This is a genomic window from Burkholderia lata (genome assembly GCF_902499025.1).
GTDB lineage: Bacteria > Pseudomonadota > Gammaproteobacteria > Burkholderiales > Burkholderiaceae > Burkholderia > Burkholderia lata_C.
The window spans coordinates 175809-198689 of the sequence record NZ_CABVPW010000001.1 but is presented as its reverse complement, the minus strand read 5'-3'; the positions used below and the strand labels follow the sequence as shown (position 1 = coordinate 198689).

The 22881-nt window shown below is 65.9% G+C and carries 20 protein-coding genes; 12 read left to right on the top strand and 8 right to left on the bottom strand.

The features are described from left to right. Nucleotides 1-73 precede the first annotated feature (73 nt). Complete coding sequence (locus tag BDI24065_RS00830) at nt 74-775, top strand: MBL fold metallo-hydrolase (RefSeq protein ID WP_175029574.1); 702 nt, start codon at nt 74-76, stop codon at nt 773-775. 42 nt (nt 776-817) lie between these two features. On the opposite strand, the gene BDI24065_RS00825 is transcribed toward BDI24065_RS00830, so the two are convergent. Next, entirely contained in the window at nt 818-1048 is a 231-nt protein-coding gene (locus tag BDI24065_RS00825; RefSeq protein ID WP_175029710.1) for a hypothetical protein, read from the bottom strand. 209 nt (nt 1049-1257) lie between these two features. Between BDI24065_RS00825 and BDI24065_RS00820 the strand changes: the two genes are divergently transcribed. Beyond that, on the top strand, nt 1258-1689 hold the full coding sequence (locus BDI24065_RS00820) for a YciI family protein (RefSeq protein ID WP_175029573.1): 432 nt from the start codon (nt 1258-1260) through the stop codon (nt 1687-1689). A 69-nt stretch (nt 1690-1758) separates the two neighbouring features. On the opposite strand, the gene BDI24065_RS00815 is transcribed toward BDI24065_RS00820, so the two are convergent. Beyond that, entirely contained in the window at nt 1759-2355 is a 597-nt protein-coding gene (locus tag BDI24065_RS00815; RefSeq protein WP_175029572.1) for a TetR/AcrR family transcriptional regulator, read from the bottom strand. Nucleotides 2356-2535: 180 nt separating this feature from the next. Between BDI24065_RS00815 and BDI24065_RS00810 the strand changes: the two genes are divergently transcribed. From BDI24065_RS00810 to BDI24065_RS00780, 7 genes are all read left to right on the top strand, one after another. Then, nucleotides 2536-3306, top strand: coding sequence for an alpha/beta hydrolase (locus BDI24065_RS00810; RefSeq protein ID WP_175029571.1), 771 nt, complete (start codon nt 2536-2538; stop codon nt 3304-3306). Nucleotides 3307-3394: 88 nt separating this feature from the next. Then, nucleotides 3395-4201, top strand: coding sequence for a DinB family protein (locus BDI24065_RS00805; RefSeq protein WP_175029570.1), 807 nt, complete (start codon nt 3395-3397; stop codon nt 4199-4201). Then, complete coding sequence (locus BDI24065_RS00800; protein WP_175029569.1) at nt 4198-4938, top strand: alpha/beta fold hydrolase; 741 nt, start codon at nt 4198-4200, stop codon at nt 4936-4938. The genes BDI24065_RS00805 and BDI24065_RS00800 overlap by 4 nt, the downstream gene beginning before the upstream one ends. A gap of 109 nt (nt 4939-5047) precedes the next feature. Beyond that, nucleotides 5048-5926, top strand: coding sequence for an alpha/beta hydrolase (locus BDI24065_RS00795; RefSeq protein WP_175029709.1), 879 nt, complete (start codon nt 5048-5050; stop codon nt 5924-5926). Nucleotides 5927-6008: 82 nt separating this feature from the next. Then, nucleotides 6009-6902 (top strand): LysR family transcriptional regulator, encoded by an 894-nt coding sequence (locus BDI24065_RS00790; RefSeq protein ID WP_175012513.1) that lies wholly within the window; start codon nt 6009-6011, stop codon nt 6900-6902. A gap of 132 nt (nt 6903-7034) precedes the next feature. After that, complete coding sequence (locus BDI24065_RS00785) at nt 7035-7361, top strand: carboxymuconolactone decarboxylase family protein (protein ID WP_039369463.1); 327 nt, start codon at nt 7035-7037, stop codon at nt 7359-7361. A 54-nt stretch (nt 7362-7415) separates the two neighbouring features. Beyond that, on the top strand, nt 7416-8423 hold the full coding sequence (locus BDI24065_RS00780) for an aldo/keto reductase (RefSeq protein ID WP_175029568.1): 1008 nt from the start codon (nt 7416-7418) through the stop codon (nt 8421-8423). 97 nt (nt 8424-8520) lie between these two features. Here BDI24065_RS00780 and BDI24065_RS40920 read toward each other — a convergent pair whose 3' ends face one another. Beyond that, complete coding sequence (locus tag BDI24065_RS40920) at nt 8521-8754, bottom strand: hypothetical protein (protein WP_254609639.1); 234 nt, start codon at nt 8752-8754, stop codon at nt 8521-8523. A 207-nt stretch (nt 8755-8961) separates the two neighbouring features. Beyond that, complete coding sequence (locus tag BDI24065_RS00770; RefSeq protein ID WP_175029566.1) at nt 8962-9861, bottom strand: hypothetical protein; 900 nt, start codon at nt 9859-9861, stop codon at nt 8962-8964. Between the two features lie 78 nt (nt 9862-9939). On the opposite strand from BDI24065_RS00770, the gene BDI24065_RS00765 reads away from it, so the two are divergent. Then, complete coding sequence (locus BDI24065_RS00765; RefSeq protein WP_011354126.1) at nt 9940-10278, top strand: helix-turn-helix domain-containing protein; 339 nt, start codon at nt 9940-9942, stop codon at nt 10276-10278. Between the two features lie 112 nt (nt 10279-10390). Then, a complete protein-coding gene (locus BDI24065_RS00760; RefSeq protein WP_175029565.1) occupies nt 10391-11476 on the top strand; it encodes an MrcB family domain-containing protein in 1086 nt (361 codons plus the stop codon). A gap of 35 nt (nt 11477-11511) precedes the next feature. Here BDI24065_RS00760 and BDI24065_RS00755 read toward each other — a convergent pair whose 3' ends face one another. Both BDI24065_RS00755 and BDI24065_RS00750 read right to left on the bottom strand, forming a co-directional pair. Then, the gene (locus tag BDI24065_RS00755) at nt 11512-11772 is read right to left on the bottom strand and encodes a colicin immunity protein (protein ID WP_254609646.1); all 261 of its coding nucleotides are present in this window, start codon (nt 11770-11772) and stop codon (nt 11512-11514) included. A gap of 234 nt (nt 11773-12006) precedes the next feature. After that, nucleotides 12007-12696: an alpha/beta fold hydrolase gene (locus BDI24065_RS00750; RefSeq protein ID WP_175029563.1), complete on the bottom strand. Its 690-nt coding sequence runs from the start codon at nt 12694-12696 to the stop codon at nt 12007-12009. Nucleotides 12697-12985: 289 nt separating this feature from the next. Here BDI24065_RS00750 and BDI24065_RS00745 point away from each other — a divergent pair, with 289 nt between their 5' ends. Then, nucleotides 12986-14200, top strand: coding sequence for an MFS transporter (locus tag BDI24065_RS00745; RefSeq protein WP_175029562.1), 1215 nt, complete (start codon nt 12986-12988; stop codon nt 14198-14200). A gap of 34 nt (nt 14201-14234) precedes the next feature. Here BDI24065_RS00745 and pbpC read toward each other — a convergent pair whose 3' ends face one another. Together pbpC and BDI24065_RS00735 are read right to left on the bottom strand one after the other, a co-directional pair. Then, a complete protein-coding gene (gene pbpC, locus BDI24065_RS00740; RefSeq protein ID WP_175029561.1) occupies nt 14235-16646 on the bottom strand; it encodes a penicillin-binding protein 1C in 2412 nt (803 codons plus the stop codon). A 54-nt stretch (nt 16647-16700) separates the two neighbouring features. Next, the gene (locus BDI24065_RS00735) at nt 16701-22712 is read right to left on the bottom strand and encodes an MG2 domain-containing protein (RefSeq protein ID WP_175029560.1); all 6012 of its coding nucleotides are present in this window, start codon (nt 22710-22712) and stop codon (nt 16701-16703) included. Nucleotides 22713-22881 lie beyond the last annotated feature (169 nt).

Here is a 22881-nt window from a genome sequence, read left to right as displayed (position 1 = left end):
CGCCCCTTGGTGCATCGCGGCGATCGCGCGACGGTGGTATCCGGCCCCCACTGCCCGCGCAAGGATCGCATCGATGGACCACGCCCGTATCGAAGAAATCCGCAGCGGCCTGTTTCGCGCAACGACCTATATCGACAAGCTGAAGCTCGGCTTCAGCCAGTTCTTCGTCCGCTCGCCGAACGGCGACGTCGTCTGCATCGAAACGGGCACGCGTTCCAACTTTCCGCAACTGACCGCGAGCCTCGCGACCGTCGGCATCACGCCGTCGATGGTGAGCAGCGTGATCGTCCCGCATTTCGAAGTCGACGAGATGGGCGCACTGCCCGAGTTCCTCGCGGCCAATCCGGCGCTCGTCGCGTATGCGCATCCGATCTGCACGCACGGGCTGGCCGATATCTTCGGTGTACGCGCGAAGCCGCTGAAGGACGGCGAGCCGACGACGATTTCCGGCGTCGAGCTCGTGCCGATCTTCACGAAGCATGTCCATCAATGGGATGCGCTGGTCGTGTATCTGCCGGCGTACAAGGCGCTGCTGTCGTCGGACATCCTGATGCGCTTCGGCGACGAAGCCGCCGACGATCCGCTGCCGGCGATCGTCGATTCGATCCGCCGCTCGGACTACCTGCCGTCGCTCGCCCACCTGGCGAATGCGCTGCGCCGGATCCAGGCGCTCGATCTCGACGTCATCCTGCCGATGCACGGCCCGGCCATCACGCACGACATCCCGCGCGTGCTCGCCGGCGCGATTGCGCATTGCGAGGCCGCCGCCGCGTAAGTGGCGGAGGCGGCAATCCAACGGCAGTGCAGCAGGTTCCGGTCAGGCGCCGGCGACGACGAACTCTTCGGCCGCCTTGCGCTGAACCGCGGCCATCACCGCCAGTTCGCGCTTGCTGCGCGTGTCGCCGGACACGACACCCGTCGCGTTCTTCGCCTTCGCACCCAGCGGGAAAAAGACAAACGATGCACCAGCCGGAGCCGCCGGCTCGGCGCGCAGGCGCTTGTTCAGGATTTTCAGGTACTTCTTCTTCGAGATTTCTTTAGCAGCCATGGCACCCTCCGCGTGAACGTGGTGAGGATCAGCATACCAGTTTTGGCGACGGGTTCCGCGGCAAGGCCCGCCGGTGCACACGTCATCGAAAATTCGTCGTGCCCGATGTCGATTCGCGTCGCCGTCGCGCGTCGTGTTGTCGTAACCGATCTTTTTTGCCGTCGGCACGGCCGGCGGCGCCCCCCAATCCCACTCAAGGAGAGTCAACCATGCGCGTCCTCGTCATCGTCAAAGCCACCGCCGATTCCGAATCCGGCCGGATGCCCGACCCCGAAATGATCGCCGCGATGGGCCGGTTCAACGAAGAACTCGCGAAAGCCGGCATCCTGCTCGCCGCCGACGGGCTGCACCCGAGCATGCGCGGCAAGCGCGTGCACTTTGCGGGCAAGAACCGCACCGTCATCGACGGCCCGTTCGTCGAAACGAAGGAACTCGTCGCTGGCTTCTGGCTGTGGCAGGTGAAATCGATGGAAGAAGCGGTCGAATGGGTGAAGCGCTGCCCGAACCCGATGCCCGGCGACTCCGACATCGAGATCCGCCCGCTGTTCGAGGCGGAAGATTTCAGCCCGGCCTTCACGGACGCGTTGCAGGAGCAGAAAGCGCGGCTGAGCGCGCAAGCCGAGGCCGGGAAGCACGCGTAAGCCGGAACGGCGCCGGACGGATTCGCATGACCGCCAGGCGCCGCTCCTGCCCGCGGACGCGGACGCGGCTCACGCGCGTTTGCGCGGCATCGCGAGCCGCTCGACCGCGCCGCCGGTCACGTCCCTGAACATCCCGGCATTGCCGTACGCCCGCGCGGCAAGCATCGCGCCGTAGACCAGCGACACGAACGTCGCGGCCTCGGTCTGCACCGACACGCCCGGCTGCACGACGCCGTCTTTCACCCCTGCCTCGAGCACACGCACCAGCCACGCGGCGACGTCGTCGAAATGCGCCTTCACCGCCCGCGCGACTTCGTCGGGCAGCGCCGGCAGTTCCGCGCCCAGCATGCCGGCGACGCAGAACGGCGCGCTGTCGTCCGCGATACAGCGTTCCCAGTAGCCGACGTACGCGCGCATCTGCACCAGCGCGTCAGCGCCGCTCGCGTCGAGCAGCGACATATCGGCATCGAAATTCGCCTGCGACTGCTGCAGCACGGCAACCGCCAGATCCGCCTTCGTCGGGAAATGGTGGTGGATGCTCGCCTTCCGGATGTCGATCGCGTCGGCGATATCGGCATAGCTGAACCCGCTGTAGCCGCGCCGCATGATCAGTTGCCGCCCGGCCTCGAGAATGCGGCCCGCGGTACTGTCCCCAGTGATCGTCATATCTGCCTACCATCTAGTCGGATGAAAACTTGAATAGTTTACTGCCGCGAGATACTGTTTTCTAGCTGTACTTTCTCCTTGAAGTTGAAACTACCTACTAGTAGGATGGCTACATCGACGGAACAAAACGACTGTCGATACCCGACGGTTCCCAACCTGCCTTTCTTCTGGAGAATGAAAATGAAGCGCTCGTCCCAACTTCGCCGCATCGCTGCCGCCCTCGCCGTTTCCGCCGCTGCATTCGGCTCGCACGCCGCCGTCGCCGCCCCCGTCAAGAACGTCGTGCTGGTTCACGGCTACTTCGCCGACGGCTCGGGCTGGCAAGCCGTCTCGAACATCCTGACGCGTGACGGCTACAAGGTTTCCGTCGTTCAGCAACCGGAAACGTCGTTCGACGACGACGTGAAGGCAACCCGGCGCGTCGTCGACGCGCAGGACGGCCCGAGCATCCTCGTCGGCCACAGCTACGGCGGCGCGGTGATCACCGAAGCCGGCAACGACGACAAGGTCACGGGCCTCGTCTACGTGGCCGCGTTCCAGCCCGACACCGGCGAAAGCCCGCTCGACCTGACCAAGAAGACGCCGCCCGCCACCCAGGCGATCAAGGCCACGCAGGACGGCTACCTGTATTTCGACCCGGCGTCGTTCCACGCGGATTTCGCGGCCGACGTGCCGGCGGCCGAAGCGAAGTTCATGGCGATCTCGCAAGTCACGCCGGCCGCCCAGTCGTTCGGCGTGCCGATCACGCACGCCGCATGGCGCACCAAGCCGAGCTGGGCCGTGGTCGCCACGGCCGACCGCGCGATCAACCCGGAACTCGAACGTTTCATGACGCAGCGCGCCGGCAGCAAGACGATCGAGCTCAAGTCGAGCCACGTGGCCTACATCTCGCATCCGGCCGAAGTCGCGAAGCTGATCGAGCAGGCCGCCAAGGGCGCCGGCAAGGAGTGACCCAGCGCTTCACCCCGATCTGCTCGTTGACGCAGCCCCACCGAGTAACGTATCGTTTTGATACGTTACTCGGTGGGGCTTTCCTGTCATGCATTCCCGTTTCGACCGTTTCCGCATCACCGCGCTCGGCACCCAGCTCGAAGCGCTGATCGCGCAACCCGCGCGCTACGCCGAATTCGCGGCGCTGTCGCGCGTGGGCGTCGCCGCGATCGGCGCGATCCAGCACGAGATCGCACACAAATTCCCCGAAATCGAAACCGACACGACGGCCCGCCAGTTCTGCGGCGCGATGGTCGCGGAAGTCATGCGCCGGCACGGCCACGACGTCGTGCAGGCGCGCGGGCGGCTCGGCGGCACGCTGTTCAGCTACGGCGCGGTGTTCAGCGCGTATCCGCAGTTGCTGCCGTTCGCCGACGTCGTCGCCGCGCTGGCCCGCCTGCCCGACCGGCTCGCCGCGTATGCGGCGCACGTGCCGGCCGCACTGTGGACACGCCGCCCCGACGGCACGGGCTTCTCGCTCGTCGAGCATGCGTGCCACCTGCGCGATCTCGACGCGATATTCGCCCAACGCATCGACACCGTGCGCACGCTCGACCTGCCGGTGATCGCATCCGTCGACGGTACCGTGCTCGCCGCGCAACGCGACTATCTCGCGCAGCCGCTCGACGCTGCCGTCACGGCATTCCGCACGGGCCGCGCCGCACTGTGCGCCACCGCGGCCGCGCTCGATTCCGTGCAACTCGCACGCTGCGGGCTGCGCGACGGCATCCGCCGCATGTCGCTCGACGAACTCGTGCGCGAGCTGCTCGACCACGACCGCACGCACGTGCTCGAACTCGACGAACTGCTCGCCGAACTCGAGTTGCCGCCCCTTCCTTCCGCACCCGCCCCATGACCCAGCCCACGCCCGTCGTCTTCATTCACGGTTTCATCGGCACCCTCGACGCGCGCGGGTGGAACGGCCCGCACCTCGCCCCCGACCTGCTCGGCTACGGCACGCACCGCGCGGCGCCGGTCGACGCGATCACGCTCGCCGCGCAGGTCGAGCACGTCCGCCACACCGTCGATACGCACTTCGGCGCGCAGCCGGTCGATGTCGTCGGCCACTCGGTCGGCGGCGCGATCGCGATGCTGTTCGCGCACGCGCATCCCGAACGCGTGCGGCGGATCGTCAACGTCGAAGGCAACTTCACGCTCGACGATGCGTTCTGGTCGGCGTCGGTCGGCCGCATGACGTCCGCGGAAGCCGACGCGATGCTCGACGGCCTGCGTGCCGATCCGCAAGGCTGGCTGCGCGGCGCGATCGATGCACCGTCGCCGGGCCTGCTCGACGACGCCCGCCGCTGGCTCGCGCATCAGCCCGCATCGACGCTGCGCGCGATGGGTCGCTCGGTGGTCGCGACGACAGGCGAACCCGGCTATCTGCAGCAGCTCGCCCAGGTATTCGAGCGTCACCCGGTCTGGCTGATGGCCGGCGAACGCTCGCGCGCGGGCTGGCACGTGCCCGACTGGGCGCTCGCGCACTGCGCCGGCTTCGACACGATCGAGCGCTGCGGGCACCTGATCCCGGCCGAGCGGCCCGATGCGTTTTGCGCGGCGCTCGAGCGCATCGCGTCCGCGCCGCCCGCCTGACAACCCGTAGGATTCGCCGAAATATGGTTGAAAGGCGCGGTTGCTAGAGTCGCCCGAACAGGGTTTCCCGGCGCCCGGCGCCGGACGGGGTCGACACATGCGAGGATCGATGTACCTGGCACGCGCCTTCTGGCTGCTTCTGCTGCTCGCCATTTCAGGCCCTGCTCTCGCATTCCACGCGCGGGTCGTCGCCATTCCCAGCGCCGCGATGAACGAGACGCTCAAGGCAACCGTCGTGCTGCCCGACGCCTATGCGCGCGGCACCCGCGACGGCGACCGCTATCCGGTCGTCTATCTGCTGCACGGCTCGGGCGGCGACCACACCGACTGGACGTCGAACACGCACATCGCCGCGCTGGCCGACCGTTACCACGTGATCCTCGTGATGCCCGACGGCGGACACGAGAGCTGGTACATCGACAGCCCGTTCGACTCGGGCAGCCGCTACGAGACGTTCATCGGCGACGAAGTCGTGTCCTACGTCGATTTGCACTTCCGCACGATCGCGACGCAACACGCCCGCGCGATCACCGGGCTCAGCATGGGCGGCTTCGGCGCGCTGCGCATCGCGCTCGACCGGCCCGACACGTTCGGCGCGGTCGGCAGCATCAGCGGCGCGGTCGATCCGCGCTGCTGCGAGGACGAGCCGGGCATCGACCACGTGTTCGGCGACCCCGGCCGCCATCCGTCGTTCTGGAACCGCAACGTGATCGTCGCCAGCGCCAGCGCGTTCGTGCGCGCGCATCTCGACCTGACGATCGATTGCGGCCGCGACGACGCGTTCGTCGGCTCGAACCGCACGCTGCACGAACGGCTCGTCGCGCTCGGCGTGCCGCACGACTATGCGGAGCGGCCCGGCGGCCACACGTGGGATTACTGGGCGAATGCGATCCGCTACCAGATGCGGTTCTTCGCGACGTCGTTCCAGCACGGCGGCTATGCGTACCATCCCGCGCCCCATGCACCGGGCATGACACGCGCGGGCTGACGCGCGCCGCATCGCCGCGTGGCAACGCCGCCCGGTGAGCCCGGTGGTACGATGCGCTGGCATCGACCACCCGACACCTTCCATGCCGCGCGACAACTTTGCGGACCTCCTCGCCTTCATCGCCGTCGCGCGTGAGCGCAGTTTCACGCGTGCGGCCGCGCAGCTCGGCGTGTCGCAATCCGCGCTCAGCCATACGATCCGCTCACTCGAAACGCGCCTCGGCGTGCGGCTGCTCACGCGCACGACCCGCAGCGTGGCGCCGACCGAAGCCGGCGAGCGCCTGCTGCTCAATCTCGCCCCGCGCTTCGACGAAATCGAGGCCGAGCTGACGGCGCTCGCGGAACTGCGCGACCAGCCCGCGGGCACCGTGCGCATCAACGCGACCGACTTCGTGATCCGCACGCTGCTGTGGCCGAAGCTCGCGCCGGTCCTGCGCGACTATCGCGACCTGAAGGTCGAGTTCGTGAACGACTACGGGCTGTCCGACATCGTCGCGGAGCGCTTCGACGTCGGCGTGCGGCTCGGCGACCAGGTGGCGAAGGACATGATCGCCGTACGCATCTCGGCCGACATGAAGATGGCGATCGTCGGCGCGCCCGCGTATTTCGCGGAACGCGCGCGCCCCGTGTCGCCGCAGGATCTGGTCGCGCACGACTGCATCAACCTGCGCCTGCCGACGCACGGCGCGCTGTACGCGTGGGAGCTCGCGCGCGGCGATGACGTGCTGCAGGTGCGCGTCGACGGGCAAGTTACCTTCAACGGCACCTACGAAACGCTCGACGCGGCGCTCGCGGGCTACGGGCTCGCCTACGTGCCCGCCGAACTCGCGGCGCCGCATGTCGCCGCCGGCCGCCTCGACAGCGTGCTCGACGACTGGTGTCCGACGTTCCCCGGCCATCACCTGTACTACGCGAGCCGGCGGCAATCGTCGCGTGCGCTCGCCGTGATCGTCGATGCGCTGCGCTATCGCGCATGAGCCCACCGTGCGCCGCACCTGCGCCGCGATTCATGAATCGGGTCGATAAGTGCATGCGGATTGGCGGGGATTATCGATAGACGCATCGGTGGCTACCATCGTCGGTGTTCCCCACCTTCCCCGGAGCCCTCGATGTCCGAACCGACTTCCGCCGCACGCAAAGCGTTCGGCGCCATCGCCCCCGCCCTCGCCGACTACACCGACAACGTGCTGTTCGGCGACGTCTGGCAGCGCCCCGGCCTGTCGCCACGCGATCGCAGCCTCGTCACGGTCGCGAGCCTCGTGTCGCTGTATCGCGTCAACGAACTGCCGTTCCACCTGAAGAAAGCGCTCGACAACGGCCTCACGCGCGACGAACTGGTCGAAGCGATCACGCACCTCGCGTTCTACTCGGGCTGGCCGACCGCAAGCTCCGCACTGACGATCGCGCAGCGCGTGTTCGACGAAGCCGGCGTGTAAGCGCGCGCGGCACCCTTCATTCAACCGGCGGGCATGCGCCCGCACGGAGCCTCCATGGATTACCGCTATCTCGGGCGCAGTGCGCTCAAGGTGTCACCGCTGTGTCTGGGCGCAATGATGTTCGGCGGCGAGACCGACGAAGCGACATCGGCACGCATCATCGACAAGGCGTTCGACCAGGGCATCAACTTCATCGACACGGCCGATGTCTATCACGCCGGCCGCTCGGAAGAAGTCGTCGGCCGCGCGATCGCGCCGCGTCGCGACAGCTGGGTCGTCGCGACGAAGTTCGGCTATCCGGCCGGGCCGGACGCCGGGCCGAACCGGCAGGGCCAGTCGCGCAAATGGATCGTCGAATCGGTCAACGCGAGCCTGAAGCGGCTCGGTACCGATTACATCGACATCCTCTACTTCCATCGCGCGCTGACCGATGCGCCGCTCGACGAAGGCATGCGCGCGATCGCCGACCTGATCCGGCAAGGCAAGGTGCGCTACTTCGGGCTGTCGAATTTCAAGGGCTGGCGCATCGCCGAGATCGTGCGGCTCGCGGATCAGCTCGGCATCGATCGTCCGGTCGCGAGCGAACCGCTGTACAACCTCGTCGATCGCACGGCCGAGATCGAACAACTTCCGGCCGCCGCGCATTACGGGATCGGTGTCGTGCCGTACAGCCCGCTCGCGCGCGGCGTACTGACCGGCAAATATGCTGTGGATGCGCAGCCGCCCGCCGATTCGCGCGCGGGCCGCGGCGACCGGCGTATCCAGCAAACGGAATGGCGGCCCGAATCGTTGCATATCGCGCAGCAGGTGGCCGCGCATGCAGCCGCGCGCGGCACGACGTCGGTTGCGTTTGCACTCGCATGGGTCATGAAGAACCGCATCGTCAGCTCGACGATCGCGGGGCCGCGCACCGAAGCGCACTGGGACAGCTACATCGATGCACTGACGCTCGAACTCGGCCCGGACGACGAACGGTTCGTCGATTCGCTCGTGCCGCCCGGGCATGCATCGACGCACGGCTATACCGATCCCGGTTATCCGGTCGAAGGCCGCAAGGTCTGAAGTCGCAACGGGATGAGTGAACGACATGCCGGGCGCGATGCCCGGCATGAAGATGAACGCGCGTCGCCCGACGCGCGAATACGTGAAAGCGGCGGGATCAGTTGTCGTGCGCGGTTGTGTCGGCGCTGACTACGCGATCGAAGAATTCCTGCGCACGCGCCAGCTCGTCGAGCGCGCGATCGAGGCGCGACATCGCGCGTGCGTATTCGGCCGACGAAACGTCGTCGTCGCTTTCGCCGCGCACGGCGCGAAAAGCTTGATCGACATTGCGCGTGGCTTCGACGAAGCGTTGCGCGGCCCGGGCTTCCCGCGAACAGATGTGGGTCGACATCGACACTTCTCCCTCAGGGTTGCAGTGTGAAGCACGCCGACGCTCAGTGTGCGTGGTGCGCATGTCGGCGGCGTGAACCACGACCCATCGAGTCTCGACGCATCGGCCGCCGCGCAGCGCGCTTCGTGCCGATTGTCTCTCCGCGCTCGCCGCTCCGCTATGGCGAGATTGCAACAAATTCTTGCGCGACCTGCTGCGCGCGATGCGTCACGCGCGCCCGATACGCGGATGAGCAAGACCCGCGAACGCGGCCGCTTCACCCGGCGACAGGTCGAACAGGTCGCCGGTGAGATCGCGCGGATGCTCGGCTGCCGGCCGATTGCGCAATCGCGCCACATGCGTGGGCGCAACATACGCGGCCGCCGTTTCGATCGGCGGCACGTCGAACAGATCGCGCGTGACGCCACGCTCGGCATCCGTCGGCGAACGGCCGCGCAAGCGCGCGACGAGCTCGACGAAGCGATCGAAATCGCCCGCACGCGTGGCCTTGTTCACTTCCGCGAGATCGCGCGCCTTCAGCACGCAAGGCTGCGCGAGCCGCACGAAATACGGTGCTTCGAGCTCGACCGACAGCGCGAGCGGATAGCTCTTGCCCGTCTGCTCCTTCGCGCGCCCGACGCAATCGACCACCGCCGCGCCCTGTGCGGCGCCGAGCGGCTGGCCGGTGCTCACGCTGCGCAGGTGATCGGGAAACACGCGCAATTGCGTGCCGACCGTCAGCGCGGTGGATGACGCACACACGAGCGCGTAGTGCTGTTCGCGACGCCGGCCCGACGGCAAGGTCGCGCGGCTCGCGATAAATGTGTGCGGCGGCAACGGGCGCACCTGCCCGCTCGCGTCGACCCATGCATTCCACAGCAGCATGTCTTTCCGCTCGCCTGCGCGCGGGCGCGATGCGACCGGCGAAAACAGCGCGAGCAGCGAACCCGTGCGATGCGCGGCGACTTGCGCGCTGCTGCCGAGCGGCTGGTTGATGCCCCACAGAAAACGCCCACCCCCGAGCCGGCGCTCCCATTCCTTGCGGAGCACGACGGTCGGCAGTTCCTCGCCGGACTCGGTACCGATCTTGGTCCAGCAGAACGTGGGTGGGAGGTGTTTCAGTGTCATCAACTTTCTCGGGATACAGCCTCGCTGGTGACAGCAAGCCCATTCAACAGCCGTAACTGTATAGGTATAATGCATCGCATGGAAGCCCCGGACCAAGATTTTCCCGTTCAAGACCTGTTGCGCCGCCTGATGGCAGATACACGCTCGTCCAGCGAAATAGCGCGACTCTCCGGGGTCAGCCAGCCGACCGTATCGCGCCTGAGGCTGTCGAACGGGCATCGGCTGCGCCGCAGCGCGCCATTCAATAAGCTATGCAGTTTCTATGGTGTCGATACCGGGCCGTCGCGCCGCCAGTACAACGACCTGCTGCGCGACGCGATCGTCGACGCGTGGGACGGGTCGGACGAGCACGGGCGCGCGCTGCTGGTCGTGATTCAGGGGTTGAAGGGGCTGCAGGCGAAGGCGGATGATGGGTGATGGGGGTGGGCTGCCGGGACTGAATACGGATGCAGGAATAAGAGGGGCCTTCGGTGGAAATCGCTTATCGCCACGGAACGGACACTACCCATAGCGAGCCAAGAGACTCGAATTGAAAACGGTCATCAAGCGGATTTGCGAGATTCAGCCAAAGTATTCATCATCGAATACACCCGAAATGCAGGAGCGCGGCAATCTCATTCGCACCAATCTCGCGCAAGAGCTACGTCGTCGACTTCCCGAGCTGAGTCGAGCATTCGATCCGCTTTTCGATGATTTAGCCGTGGAGGGTTCAGATGGCATCGGTAGGAAGACCGAAGCGCCATGGGTCCGACTCTACTCGAAGGCAATGTCTCCGACCCCACGTGAGGGGTTCTATGTCGTCATTCACTTTTCTGCTGATGGTTCGGCGTGCTTTTTCACCATAGGTTGCGGTAGTACGGTTTGGAACGGCGGTGATCTCCGCCCCGTATCTGATGCGCAGCTCACTGCAAAAACGTCATGGGCGCGCTCCGTTGTTGAGCAGCGTTGGCAAACGCTGGTGCCGTTTACCGACACCATCTCTCTAGGCGCGCGCGCGTCACTTCCTAGGACATTTGAAAAGGCGACGGCATTGGCCCGACGGGTACCCGTCGAAAGCATCGATGCCTCCGATTTGGATGGGCTACTCTTTGCTGCAGCAGAAAGGCTCTCCGCAATATATCTTGCGCAGCTTGATCAACGAGATGTCGCTCCGGGTGATCAAGATGCCCGCGATCTCGAGGCAATCGTAAGGCCGCTACGCCAGCGAACACGTGCACAAGGTATTGGGCTCACTGCATCCGAGCGAAAGGCTGTCGAACTACGTGCAATGCTCTTGGCAATCCAATTTCTCCAATCTGAGGGTTTCACGTGCGACGACAAATCGGCGGCTGAGCCATTTGACATTCTGGCTCGGCGAGACGGCCAAGCATTGAAGATTGAGGTGAAAGGAACGACTAGCGAGCTATGCGACTCGATTCTGATGACCCGAAACGAAGTCGAGCTTCATAGGCGAGAAAAAGGCACAACGGGTCTTGTGATTGTTTCTCGAATTCAGCTCAATCGAAGCGGTGCAGCGCCGAGCGCTTCGGGCGGAGTAGTAGAAGCCAAAATGCAATGGGACATTGACCAGTGGATACTTGAATCCATCGCCTTTAAAGTGCGCCGTCCTACGTAGACCACTGACTGATTGATCGCCCGTGGCTGCCTGAGTTACCGCCCTGTCATCGGCGGGGACGTCACCAAGAAAGCATCATGCGAAGGGCTCTCCGCTCGAATGAACTCGGCTGCCCTTTGGTTGTTTCGTTCCGCAGCGTCCAGATCAATAGGAGGATCAGTGCCATCCCAAATGCAATCGATCCTCGCTTCGAATCCAGGAAAATGCCATATGCCCCCTTCGATCCGAGCGACAACCAAGCCGTGTTGGACCGCCCGCTCACACACTGCTATCGCCGCATCGGTAGAAAGCTTCATCACAATGCTTCCGTCGAGGGAAAAGAAATCATCCGATGAATCGTATACGCGAGAACGATCGATGTTCATTGTGTTCATTCCAATTTAATCCATCTGTCAGGAATCCACTCTGGTCCGTCCCTCGCGATTGAGGACGACGCCAATGGTCGCTTTGCACAACGATTTTCGACTAGTCCGCTCTGGGCTTTTGCTGTCCCATGCAACTGGACACATGTCCCGCGCCCAAAGCACGACTCAACCCAGCACCGACTCCCTCAACCACTCGCGCGCGATCGCCGTGCATAGCGCCGGCCGCTCCAGAGTCGGGAAATGACCACATCCTTCGATCGCCTCTAATCGGGCACTCGGCATCACGCCGGCGATGCGCCGGCCAACGTCGACGGGGACGAAACGGTCCGCGGCACCCCAGATGAGCAACGCAGGCACCTTGCTCGCTGCAAGCGTCGACCAATGATCCGCACGCGTCAGCGTGGCATCGGATTGACGCGCAAACAAATCCGCGCCGGCATCGCGGGCCATCTGCATGAACGCAGCCCGTGACGTGCCGTCGTGCGCCGGGATGGCCTGCTCGGCGAACTCCGCAATGACCCGCTCGTGCTCTCCGGTACGAATGCGCCGGCTGGTGGCACGAACTGCGCCAGGATCCGGATGAACGCCCGGCTGACAGTTCATCAGCCAGAGCCCACGAACGCGATTCGGCGCTCTCGCGAGCACTTCCATCGCGAGACATCCGCCGTATGCGGTACCGGCAAGAATGAACGCATCGCTTGTCGATGCCAGAAGCTGCTCGGCACTCTCGGCGAATGTCGGTTGCGCCAGTATCTTCACCGTCGGTGAAGCAAGATCCTTCAGCGCTTCGACCTGATCGGCATACATGCGGCCGTCGCACGGCATCGCGGGTAGAAATATGAGCGGTAGCAACATCAGAATGATTCAGGCTGGTAGTGGGTCGCGTTTCGAAACCATCCAACGTAATCTCAATCGACTTCAAGTTTCCGAGCCCAAGCTCATCGGCAGCAACCGGAACTGTGCAGAAGAAAATCGGCTTCACTGTACATTTCATCCCGCTTCCACCTAAAACACAATGCCCGTCAGGCTCAGGATCAGACAATCCTGAAGGGCCCTCTGCATGCCATATGCGGGTATAAGACGATCAGAGAAATCCGGCCCGCTCGAGGCACCACGGCGGCGATAAAAACTGGACGCCAACGCCATGAATACCTCCGCTGACCAGCTTCCGTCTTCGCTCGCCGCGGCCACGTTCGTTCCGTTCCTCGTCGCAAGCATCGCACTTGCCGCCGCCTACGGCGCCAGCTTTCTCCTTTCCGAGCATTTGCGTCAGAGCGGCCTGGATTCGTCGATGGCAGGCGCCGTGATCTCGACCGGCATCCTGACCATGATCGTCAGCTCCCTCGTCGCGGGATGGGTAGCACAACGAATCGGCTTGATGTCGACGATCGTTGCGGCCGCTGCCGTCATGGCACTTTCCATGCTCGCATTCAGCCTGGCAGCGCACGATCTGAGGATCGCATTCGTCGGCGGCCTGCTTCTGGGAATGGGATGGTCGGCTTTTTACATACTCGCGCCGCTTCAGATCATTCATCACCTCCGGCCCTCTGCACGGATCAAGTACCTGACATTGCTCTCGGGCGGTCAGATGGTCGGGCTGGGTCTCGCGTCACCGATCGGCCATTTCGTCGCCAGCCGTTTCGGGTCGTACGCCATCGTCTACGCAGGTCTCGCGTGTCTCTGCGTGATTGCAGCCATCGCATTTTCGATTGTCCGAAAACAGACAGAACGCATACCCCAGCCACCCGCAGACGCCACCGGCCTGACAGCCGCGCGGGTGGCCGAGATACTGCGCCATGTCACCCGGCTGCCGATCATCATGATCGGACTCGCCGCCTGCGTCTTCTCCGCGTTATCGAATTTTCAGGCGATCTATGCGGAGTCGCGACACCTGTCGCCCGATCTCTTTTTCGTGACATTCACGTTGACGACCGTCTTCTGCCGATTCACGCTGGCGCAGACGATCAGCCGATTGCCGGTCAGGAAGCTCGCGTTCACGCTGTTCGCCATGACGCTCGTGGCACTGGTTCTCTTCGTGTCGAATCCAGGCAGTGAAATCCTGTACGTGACCGGCTCGTTCATCTTCGCGATCGGCTACGGACTCAGCTACTCGACCTTGAACGGCATGGCGGTCAATCTCGCCAGCGAACAGGGCTTGTCCGCATCGGCGAGCTCGCAAGTCTTCACGATCGCCTACTTTACGGGCCTGTTCGGATTTCCATACATCGCGGGTGTATTGGTGACCCACGGCGGCGTGAACGGGATGATCGTCGCAACGATCGCCGTCGTCGTCATCAACTTGCTGATGCTCACTCACACGAGTCTTCGCCGCGGCAACGCGCAGGTCGCGGCACGCTGACCGCGAACGCGCGATATGGATGCCGATACGGCGCCTACTGTTCCAACCCGACCGCCAGCGGCCGCTGATCGCTGCGCCCGTGATCGTCGACCACCCGCACCGTATAACTGCCGGCCGTCCGCGGCTGCCAGAACAGCGCATCGCCCGGCACACTGCGCCCGACAAACGCATCGTTGACGAACCAGTACAGCGCATGCGCGCTCGCATCGGCCGTCGCGTTGAACGCGATGCGCGTCTCCTCCGTACTCTTCACGCGCATTGCATACGTACTGCCGCGCAGCGGTGACGTGATACGCGGCGGATCGCCCTCGACCTGCCCGGCGTCGCGACAGTCCGCGTTCTGCGGCGGACGCCGGCGTGGAATACCGGCCTGTGTGAACACCTGCTGCAGATCCGACGGCCAGAATTCGAAAATTTCCGTATGCGTGCGCTTGCCGTCGTACGGCGGGCACGCGGCCTTCCCCGTCGCATCGTCGATCACGACCGGCCGGTGCACGGTGCTCACGCGGATCGGCGACGTACCGGGAATGAACCACGTCCAGCCCTGCTGCGGGCACCACTCGTTCGGCAAATCGCCGCTCGCGAGGCAGATCCGCACGCGCTTCAGCTTCGGCGGCATCGCACGCGGCGGCTCGACGAGCGTGCGCTCGGCATTCAGCGCATCGACAACCTGAAAGAACAGCGGCGCGGCCGCATCGACGCCGACGAACGCCGTATTCGTCGAGTTGTCGAAGTTGCCGACCCACACGACCAGCACATACGGGCCGAACACGCCGGCCGTCCACGCATCGCGGAACGACCATGACGTGCCGGTCTTCCAGTAGACGGGTACGCTCGATGGCTGCGCGCCGCTCGTCTCGTCCGGGCGCAGATGCTGGCGCAGCATGTCCATCGTCATGTAGCTCGCCTCCGCACTGAGCAGACGCCGGCCGGGCAGCGCCGGTTCGTCCGCGCGCAGCCGCAGCGGCCGGAACTCGCCGCGATTCGCGAGCATCGCGTAGAGCGCCGCGAGATCCTGCATCGTCACTTCGCCGCCGCCGAGCACGAGCGCGAGCCCGTAGTGCTGCGCGCTTGCGAGCCGGCGCACGCCGGCTTCCTGCAGGAACCCGTACAGATCGGGCGACTTGAGTTGCGACGCGACCCACACGGCCGGCACGTTGCGGCTGCGGTTCAGCGCATCGGTCGCGGTAATCGGCCCAAGGAAATGACCGTCGAAATTCTCCGGCGCATACGGGCCGAACGCGGTCGGCACATCGCGCAACACGGTCTGCGGATGCAGCACGCCCTGGTCGAAGCCGAGCGCATAGATGAACGGCTTGAGCGTCGAGCCCGGCGAGCGCCGCGCGAGCGTGCCGTTCACCTGCCCGTCGATCGTGCGGTCGAAGAAGTTCGCGGAGCCGACGAGCGCCTTCACGCCCATGTCGCGCGTATCGACGAGGATCGCCGCCGCGTTGCGCACGCCGCGCGTATCGTTGCGCGCGACATAGCGTGCGATCTGCCGTTCGAGCGTGTGCTGCAGGTCGAGATCGAGCGTCGTCACGAGCCGCGCGTCGGCGTCGCTGTCGTCCACCGCCGCGCCCGAGGTCGTGCGCCACGCGCTGCGTGCGGCGAGCGCCTGGTCGACCGCGTGCGGCGCGTCGAACGGCAGTGCCGACAATGGCCGCATCGCGAGCGGCAACGCGAACAGCGGCTTGAACGACGCATCGCCCGGATGCTTCGTCAGCCAGCGCGCATACAGCCGGTTGCGCGACGCAGCCAGCGCGCGGTTGATCTCGTCCTGCCCGCCTCGCACGCGTCGCGCCGGGTCCTGCGGAATCACCGCGAGCGCGAGCGCCTCCGGCAACGTCAGCGCGTCGGGCATGCGGTCGAAATAGACGACACTCGCGGTACCCGCGCCTTCGACGTTGCGGCCGTACGGCGCATCGTTCAGATACGCTTCGAGGATCTGCCGCTTCGAATAGAAGAGTTCGAGCTGCATCGCGCGCGCAACCTGCTCGAGCTTGCCGGCCGGCGTGCGCGTGTTCAGCCGCCACAGCGAGCGCGCAAGCTGCATCGTCAGTGTCGAGCCGCCCTGCGGATTGCCGCCGCGCACGTACGTGATCCATGCGCCGCGTGCGAGCCCGTACGGGTTGAAGCCGGGATGCCACCAGAACCAGCGGTCCTCGTGCAGCATCACGGCTTCGACGAGCTGCGGCGACATCCGGTCGAGCGGCACCCACAGCCGGTAGCGGTCGTCCTTCGCGAGCGTGAGCCGCAGCAAGCGGCCCTGGGCGTCGACCACCGCGACCGACGACGGCTTCCAGTCGCGCAGCGGCGGATGCGGCCACAGCCGGCACGCGACCAGCGCACCGAACACGAGCAGCGCGCCGACGATCCAGTTCTGCCACCGATGCAGCCAGCGGCCGGCGCCGTGCAGCACGCGCCGGAGCACGGAAGCGTCAGCCACGCGCGGGCGCTCCTCGCTCCCGGCGCGGCGGCCAGGGCCGTTGCAGCCGCATCGTCATCGCACGCGCTCCACCGTCAGCGTCGTGCCGCCGGGCGCCTGTGCCTGCATGCGGCGGTCGTACATCGACTCGCCGTACGCGGGCGGCGCGATGAAGCGGCCCGCGTTGCTCGCCTTGATCCGGTAGACGAACTCGCGCACGTCGGTCGTCGCGGTGCCGTAGATCACCACGCGGTCCTCGCGCACGTCCGCGAACTGCGGCTGCCACGTCGAACCCGTCACGCCGATCGGCGAACGCCACGGTGCATCGGCCACCGGCGCCGACGCGCCGCCATCGCCGTTGCTGTCGCCATCCTGCGTATCGGTGACGGGCGGCGGCGCGATCACCGGATCGAAGCCGCCCGGCAGCAAGTCGACGATCGCAACGTTGCCGACGCTTGCCGAGCCCGTCGCGCGGATCTTCAGGTGCACGTCGATCTCCTGGCCGACCGTGACCTTGTCGAGCGGCTTGCCGCTCGTATCGGTGTAGTCGCGCACGATCTCCAGCCCGTTCTTGATCGCCTTCGTCGACGTGCCGCGGTCGTAGCCCGACTGGCTCGTGATCCACCACGCGGGCAGCGAGCTGCCGTTCACGAAATCGACGCGCGACGCACCGGCCGACCACGTGCCCGAGCGCACGAGGTTCGCCTGGATCGACGACACGTCCTTCGGCGCAGCGCCCGCGCGCACTTCGTCGATCGCGAGCTGGTCGAGCTGGCCTGCGCTCGACGCCGCATACGCATCGAGCGCGAGGATCGTCATTGCCGACGACAGCGTGTTGTAGCGGTTGTCGACGAGCGGCGCGGCGAGGTTGTCCATCGCGCGCGGCGACAGCTTGCGCACGCGGTCCGGGAAGTGCTTCGAGATCAGGTACAGCACGCTCGCGTCGCGCGTCAGCGGATCGAGGTAGTAGCCCGTCACGTAACCGCCGTCGGACGCACGCTTGCGCTCGAGCAGCGCCTGCGGGCCCGCGATCAGCGCCGCGGCCTCCTTGTCCTGCTTCAGCAGCTGGTACGACGCGGCGAGCCACGCGGCCGCGAGATCGCTCTTCCAGTCGTTCGGATACGCATCCTGCAGCCGCTTCTGCACGGCCGCGAGGCTGTTGGTCGTCACGTTGCCCTGGCGCGTCAGCAGATACACCGCGTATGCGCGCTGCCGCAGCAGGTCGAGCGAGCCGAGCGAATCGTTCGCCGCGAGCTTCTGCAGATACTGGTTGCCCGCGTCGAGCATGTCCTTCGGCACCGCGATGCCGCGCTCGCGCGCGTCGAGCAGCACGTGCATCGCGTACGCGGACACGAACGGATCGGCATCGGGCGTCGCGCTCCACAGGCCAAAGCCGCCCTGCGCGTTCTGCCGGCTGCGCAGCACACCGAGGAACTGCGTGATCGCCGCCGCATTCGTCGCGTCGACGCCGGCGTCGGTTGCATGCATCGCGCTCGTCAGTGCGCGCACCGACAGCCACTTCGCCGCGAACACGCGCGGCACGGCCGCGCTCACCAACTGCTCGCTGCAGTAGTGCTCGAAGTTGACGAGATACGACGACAAGCCTTCGGACAGCACGAGCGGCGCGGTCGAGATGCTCGCGTCGCGCGACGCATACGCGTCGTACATCGACCGCAGGTTCGGCACGCTCGCCTTCTTGCCGGGATCGAGTCGCGCGATGTCGAGCTGCGTGCGGAACGCGGCGGCCGGCCGCACCGACACGTCGACGCGCTGCTGCGCGCCCTTCGCGCCGTAGCGCGCGCCGAACGTCAGCGAACCCGAGCCGAGCGTGTCGGTTGCCTTCACGCGGAACATCGCGACGCCCTCGTGCTGCGGCGCGAGCGCGACGTTCTGCGTGGCCGGCCCGATCACCTGCAGCTGCGGGCCCGTCTTCAGCGTGACCGCGACCGGCACCGGCTGGTTGCCGACGCCCGTCAGGTTGTTCGACACACCGACGCTGACGTCGGCCTCGTCACCCGGCGCGAGCGTCGTCGGCACGTTCGGCGACAGTACGAAATCGCCGCGCACCGTCGTCGCGCCTTCGAACGTGCCGACCAGGTCCGGCGACACCGACACGGCCATCACGCGCAGCTTGCCGTTGAAGTAGTCGGGCACGGTGTAGCTCAGGCGCGTGTCGCCGTTCACGTCGACGATCCCCGACCAGTACACGACCGGCTTGTCGCGCTTGCGCTTGAACGGGTTCAGCTGGCGGCCGATCGCGTCGTCGGCGTCGCCGCCGGGCGCGGCCATCGCCATCAGCTTCTCGAAGTCCGGCAGGATCAGGTCGAGGATCTGCGACGTGCCGACTTCGAGCATCCGCTTGCGGAAGAAGAACTTCAGCGGATCGCCGAGCTTGTAGCGTGCAACCTGCAGGATGCCCTCGTCGACCGCGAACACCACGACCTTCGCAGGCTTCGCCGAATGCACGGTGAAATTCACCGTGTCGCCGGGCTTCACGAGCGCCGGCGCATCGACCGACACCGCGTTGCGGCGCGCGTCGAGGTTCACCGAGAACGGCACGACGCCGTAGCTCAGCGGGCTCATGAAGATTTCATCGGACGACGGATCGCGAATGTACTGCACGTTGATGTAGCCGTTGCCTTCGAAGCCGGCCGGCACCGTGATGTGCTGGATCGAGCTGGTCGTGTCCGCATGGAACCATGCGTGCGCATACACCTTGTCGCGCTCGATCGTGATCAGGCCGCTGCCCGCGTAGGGCGCGCGGATCGCGATCTCGACCTGCTCGCCCGGCTTGTAGTCGTGCTTCGCAAGCGTCACCTGCAGCTCCGCGTTGCGGTCGAGCGACCGCGTGACGTTCGCATCGCCCGTGACCGAATACTCGATCCGGTTCACCGCGGCGCCATCCGCGTTGCGGATCACGAGCGCATAGCTGCCCGGCTTGTCGGTGCGCAGCGTGAAGTCGAGCCCGGCCGCCGGAATCGTCAGCGGCTTCTCGTCGACCGGCACTTCCTTCAGCCGCGAATCGTATTTGTATGCGCCGGAATCCTGCTTGGTCAGCACCGACACGTAGCGCTCCTCGACGAGCTGCGCGCGCAGGCCCTTCACGTCGATCGCCTTCGCGTTCGGATCGATCGCGACGAGCCGCACCGTGCGCGGGCTGCCGCGCTTCACGTAGCCGAGATCGTCGACCGACTTGTAGCCGACGAGCCAGTCGTTGTTCGACACCAGCGTCTGCGCGTTCGCGGCGACGTTGCGCCCGCCTTCCGCTTCATAGGCCTTCGCCTGGAAATAGAGCTGGTAGGTCGCATCCGCGTACTTGTCGAGATCGAGGTCGAACTCCGTATGCCCCTTGTCGTCGGTCGTGCCGTCCTGCAGCGTCGTCGTATAGCCCTCCTTCGCGCGGCGTGCATCGAAGAAGTGATAGCCCTGCCAGCTGCGGAACGACGGCCACACCGGGCGCAGCGTCAGCGTCGCCGCGACGCGGCGCTTCTCCGCCGGCGTGCCGAACAGGTTCTGCGCATCGACGATGCCCTTCAGCCCCTTCGGCTTCACCCACCCTTCGACGACCTGCTGCGACAGCTTCGCGTCGACCTTCATCCGGTCGGGCAGGAACTCCTTCACCTGCACCGTCGTGCTGCCGATCGGCTCCGCACCGGGCTGGCCGTCCTTGACGATGTACAGGTTGACCGTCCACGTGCCGGTCGGCGCCGTTTCGGCCGTCGTATAGCCGAGCTCGGTGAAGCCCGTCGCATCGACCGTCACCGGCTTGCGCTCGACGGTGATCCCGCGCGGGTCGACGATCTCCGCCTGCAGCGGCACGCCGGCCGGGCTGCGCGCCCAGCTCGCCGCACGCACGATCAGGCCGATGTGGAACGGATCGCCGGGGCGATACAGCCCGCGATCCGAGAACAGGTACGCGGACAGCTGCCCCTGGCCCGTCGCATTGCGCTCGCCGTCGACGTCGAAACGCGAGAAGTCGAGCTGGCGATCGCGGCCGGCCACCGGCAGGAACGACAGGTCGGTGTCCTTCTTCACGACGTACAGCTGCGGCCGCTTCTCGCGGTCGAGCCCCTTGAACGCGGGGAAATGCACGATGCCGTCGGCACTCGTCGTCTGCGTGAACAGCGCCTGCCCGTTCACCGCGAGCACCGACACCGTTGCGCCCGCCACCGGGCGGCCCGTGCGGATCGACTGGATGAATACGTCCTGGCTGCCATCCAGCGCCTTCTTGACCAGCATCCCGAGATCGGTCACGACGATCAGGCGCGTGTCGCCGAGCGCGTTGTCGCTGTCGTCGCCGTTGCCGTTGCTGTCGCCCGAATCGGCGTTGCCGGACTGATCCTGGCTGCCGTCGCCGGACGATGCATCGCTGTCATCGCCGTCCTTCGCATCGTCGGCTTTCTTCTTCTCGGCGGCCGGATCGTACTTCGTCAGGTGCAGCAGGAACACGCCGCGCTTGCCGCCCTTCAGGTACTGGCCGAGATCGATGCCTTCGTAATGCGCCTTGCCGGGGTCGCCGGCCGGGAACGCGCGCGTCTGCACGAAGCGCTCGACGATGTGATCCTCGCTGAACGAATACGACAGCTCGGGCCGCGCGTACGTGCCGTTGTTGAAGCTCACGAGATGCTGGAGCTGGTCGGGCAGCACGCGGCCGATCTCGACCTTCATCCCCGGCAGGTTGCGCGACACGACCGACAGCCGCTTGCTGCCGCTCATCGACAGCAGCGAGCCGTCGGCCATGAAGCGCAGCAGCTTCGGATAGTCGGGCACCGTGAACGCGGTCGTCACCGGCTCGGCAAGCAGGTAGCCGCCCGCCGATTTCAGGTCGCCCGCGAAACGCACGACGATGCGATCGCCCGGCGTCGCGTGATACTTGAAACTTTGCAGCGTTGCGTAATCGTTCTCGGTCGGCACAGCTTCGAGCGGCAGCGGCTTCGACTGCTTCAGCACCGCATCGCTGATGTCGGCCACGTTCCATTCGTAAGGCGGATCGTCGTCCGACTGATCGACGCCCGGCTTGCGCTTCGGCAACACCCATGCCTTGGCGCGCGCGGCCAGGTCGGCGCTGCGCACGCCGTCCGACGCTTCCGCGACGAGCACCTGCTCGGGCTCGTAGCGCTCGTTGTCGACGAGCGTCGGCGCAATGTTGGCGATCGACAGGCTGTAGAGCCCCGGCACGTCGACCGACGCATGCAGTACCTCCGGCGTGCCATTGCCGCCGCGCGAACTCTTCACGCCCTTGTCGACGTCGAGCCGTGCCACCAGCGGATCGCGCGGAATCTCGAGCGGCTGCGAGTAGACCCACGCGCTCGTCTTCATCTTGTCGTAGTTGACCGTGTAGCGCAGCGGCGTCGAATTCTTGCCGTCGCGGCCGACCAGCACGAGGCCGATGCGCTTCTCGAACTCGGCCGGATCGACCGGGTAGTTGAAGCGCAACTGCAGCAGCGCCTGCTTCTCCGCCGGATTGTCGGGGTTCTGGTAGAACTCGTTGTTGCCGAACGTCGCGGCGAACGCCGGCAGGTCGAACGCGAAGCGGTCGTCGTGCATCAGCACCTGCGGTGCGAACACCCGGTGCACCGCGAAACGCACCTCGACGTGCGCGCCGACCGGCCAGTCGGCCGCCGGCGTGAAGCGCAGCGTCTTGTCGTCGACCCACTCCCATGCACCCTTCAGCGCGGGCGTCATCTCGATGCCGTCGCCGGCCGGCTTGCCGACCTGTTCGATCGGCGCCGCCGATCGCGCGAACGCGACTTCGAGCGGATGCACGGTGATCTTCGGCTTGTCGGTATCGTCCACCTCGTAGGTGGTGATCGCCGGCGCCTTCACTGTGAAGCTGACGGTCTCGGGCTCGGCCGGCTTCGGGCGATGCTTGAACCAGTAGCCGCCATAGCCGAGCGCGGCCGCGAGCAGCACGATGCCGCCGGCATGCCACGGGCGGCGGCGCACGGCCGCGGCGGTGATGCCCATCCACGCGGGCGCCGTCCACGACACGTCGCCGACCAGCGGCCGCAGCGCGCAGCCGAGCAGCCACCAGACGAAGCCCGCCACGCGAATCGGCAGGAGCAGCAGGAAGCGCAGCAAATCCATTGTTATTTCCTTGTCAAGGACATGCTGCCTGTTCCGGCAACCTTCCCCGAATCGTTATGGGTCTGTGACGGCGCGGCCCGGTTGCGCCGTAAATACTTGGTATGTTCGACCGGATGCTGGGCGCCATTATCGACCAGACCCGAAATGATGGAAATATCGGCGTGCCGGC